3 protein-coding genes are annotated in these 2,620 nt (G+C 66.3%); all 3 read right to left on the bottom strand.

From position 1 onward, the window contains the following. Positions 1–53 precede the first annotated feature (53 nt). Entirely contained in the window at positions 54–482 is a 429-nt protein-coding gene (locus tag DBR22_RS08955; protein WP_108598726.1) for an OsmC family protein, read from the bottom strand. Positions 483–658: 176 nt separating this feature from the next. Further along, complete coding sequence (locus DBR22_RS08950; RefSeq protein WP_108598725.1) at positions 659–1,009, bottom strand: hypothetical protein; 351 nt, start codon at positions 1,007–1,009, stop codon at positions 659–661. A 163-nt stretch (positions 1,010–1,172) separates the two neighbouring features. Next, a partial coding sequence (sucB, locus tag DBR22_RS08945; RefSeq protein ID WP_108598724.1) for a 2-oxoglutarate dehydrogenase, E2 component, dihydrolipoamide succinyltransferase occupies positions 1,173–2,620 on the bottom strand: 1,448 nt, incomplete at its 5' end.

The following is a 2,620-nucleotide window of genomic DNA, read 5'->3' as shown; positions in this document are numbered from 1 at the left end:
GCCCTGCCCCTGCCGGATGAACCGGAAGGGGCAGGGCCTTTTTTATCGCCCTTTTAGGCGTCGAGCGTGGCTTCCAGGGTGATGCTGATGCTGGCAAGGGCTCCGGAGACAGGGCAGCCGGTTTTGGCTTCGCCGGCGATCCGCTGGAAGTCCTCTTCGGAAATCCCCGGGATCCGGGCTCCGACCGTCAGGTGGCTGCCGGTGATGCCGGTGCCGGGAACGAACGTCACGTCGGCTTTGGTCCGCACCTCTTCGGGAGTGTGGCCGGCCTCGGCGAGCATGTTGCTGAAAGCCATTGAAAAGCAGCTGGCGTGGGCTGCGGCAATGAGCTCTTCCGGGCTGGTCTTACCCTCGGCCGCTTCGGTGCGTGCCTTCCAGGTAACGTCGAATGTGCCCAGGCCGGAGCTGTCCAGCGTGGTCTGTCCCGAGCCTGCGAAAAGGTCGCCGTTCCATACTGTGTGCGCTGTGCGTGTTGCTGCCATGTCCACTCCTTGATGTCGGTTCCAACCGGGGCAGGCCGCTGCCTGGCCCCGCCGGTTCCCATCCTAGGGATTCCCCGGCGGCCACGCACAGGATGTCCGCTCTCAGTGGATAAACGACGACGGCGCCACTCCCCACATGTGGGGAGCAGCGCCGTCGTGAGCGGCTCAGCGGGCGGTCAGTTCCAGAGCGTGGCGATCGCTACGTTGAGCAACGCAAGCCCGCCGACACCATGGGCGAGTCCCTTGCTGACGTCCTCGCCCTTCTTGTACTTGCGGCGGCCGATGAAGGCGAGCACACCCACGGCCAGGGCGACGGCAAATTTGACGCCCAGCTTGAAGTAGTTCGCATCCATGTCCAGCGCCGGAATCAGGCCCATCAGCACAATGCCGGTCAGGAGCTGCAGCATGGCACCGTCGAACTGGCGCGGGTGGACGGTGGGCTTCTTCATCTGGCCGATCCAGATGCCAACGATCATGGCGGCGCCGACGATGTGCAGGAAAACCACGATGTTATAGACAATTTGCATGGCCCCAGTCTAGCCAGTACTTTCTACGCAGCGTAGTAAGACCCGCCTGGTTGAGGCACTCCTGCACCGGGAACAAAACGGCGACGGCGGCACGGACTTCCGGTGGTTTCCCACCGATGTCCGCACCGCCGTCGCCGTCGGAGCTTAAGGCAATCTTCGGAGACTAGAGTCCGAGGTCTGCCTCGAAGGCGCCTTCTTCAAGGCGGGCCTTCAGGGTCTGCAGGAAGCGTCCCGCATCTGCGCCGTCCACCAGGCGGTGGTCGTACGTGAGCGACAGGTACATCATGGAGCGGATGGCGATCGAGTCGTCACCGTTCTCATCGGACACCACTACCGGGCGCTTGACGATCGCTCCGGTACCGAGGATGCCCACCTGCGGCTGGTTGATGATCGGGGTGTCGAACAGAGCGCCGACCGATCCGATGTTGGTGATGCTGAACGTGCCGCCGGACAGTTCGTCCGGGCCGATCTTGCCGTCGCGGGTGCGGCTGGCGACGTCGGCGATCTTGCCTGCCAGTCCGGCCAGGTTCAGGTTGCCGGCGTCCGTGATAACCGGAACCAGCAGGCCCTTGTCAGTGTCCACGGCGATCGCCAGGTGCTCGGCGTTGTGGTACGTGATTTCCTGCTTGCCTTCGTCGTACGCAGCGTTGAGCTTGGGGTGCTGCTTCAGGGCCTCGGCAACAGCCTTGGCGATGAAGGGAAGGAACGTGAGCTTGGTGCCGTTCTGGGCCTGGAAGGAGTTCTTGGCCTTGAGGCGGAGCTTGGCCACCTTGGTCATGTCCACTTCGTGCACCTGCGTGAGCTGGGTGGAGACCTCGAGGGACTCGCGCATGCGGCGGGCGATGACCTGACGGATGCGGGGAGCCTTCTGCGTGGTGCCGCGCAGCGAGGAGGCAGCCGGGCCGGCCGGGGCAGCGGATGCCGCCGGTGCCGATGCGGCGGGAGCCGATGCAGCCGGGGTTGCCTTGGCTTCAGCTGCGGCCATGACGTCCTGCTTGCGGATGCGGCCGCCAACACCGGTGCCGGAGAGGGACGTGACGTCCACCCCGTGCTGGTTGGCGAGTTTCCGGACCAGCGGCGTGACGTAGCCGGCCTCGCCGCCGGCTGCGGGCTCCGCAGCCGGTGCCGCAGCGGGAGCGGGCGCTGCCTCAGCCTTGGGCGCTTCGGCCTTGGGTGCTTCGGAAGCGGGAGCGGGAGCTGCGGCCGGGGCAGGTGCCTCGGGCTTGGCTTCGGCTGCGGGGGCCGGAGCGGCGGGTTCTGCAGCCGCGGGGGCAGCTGCACCGGAGCCGATAACGGCGAGGACAGCGCCTACTTCAGCTGTTTCGTCCTCGTTGACACGGATTTCCTGCAGCGTTCCTGCAACCGGGGAGGGGATCTCGGTGTCCACTTTGTCCGTGGATACTTCCAGCAGCGGCTCGTCGACCTCGACGGTGTCGCCGATGGCCTTCAGCCAGCGGGTCACGGTGCCTTCGGTAACGCTTTCGCCGAGTGCGGGGAGGGTGACGTCGTGGCTTTCGCCGCCGGATGCGGCAGGAGCCTGCTGGGCGGGGGCGGCCTCTTCGGCGGGGGCCTGCTCGGCGGGTGCTTCGGCCTGGGCTGCCTCAGCGGGTG

Origin of the sequence: Arthrobacter sp. HMWF013 (assembly GCF_003061105.1) — a bacterium.
GTDB lineage: Bacteria > Actinomycetota > Actinomycetes > Actinomycetales > Micrococcaceae > Arthrobacter.
This window is presented reverse-complemented; position numbering and strand designations above follow the sequence as displayed.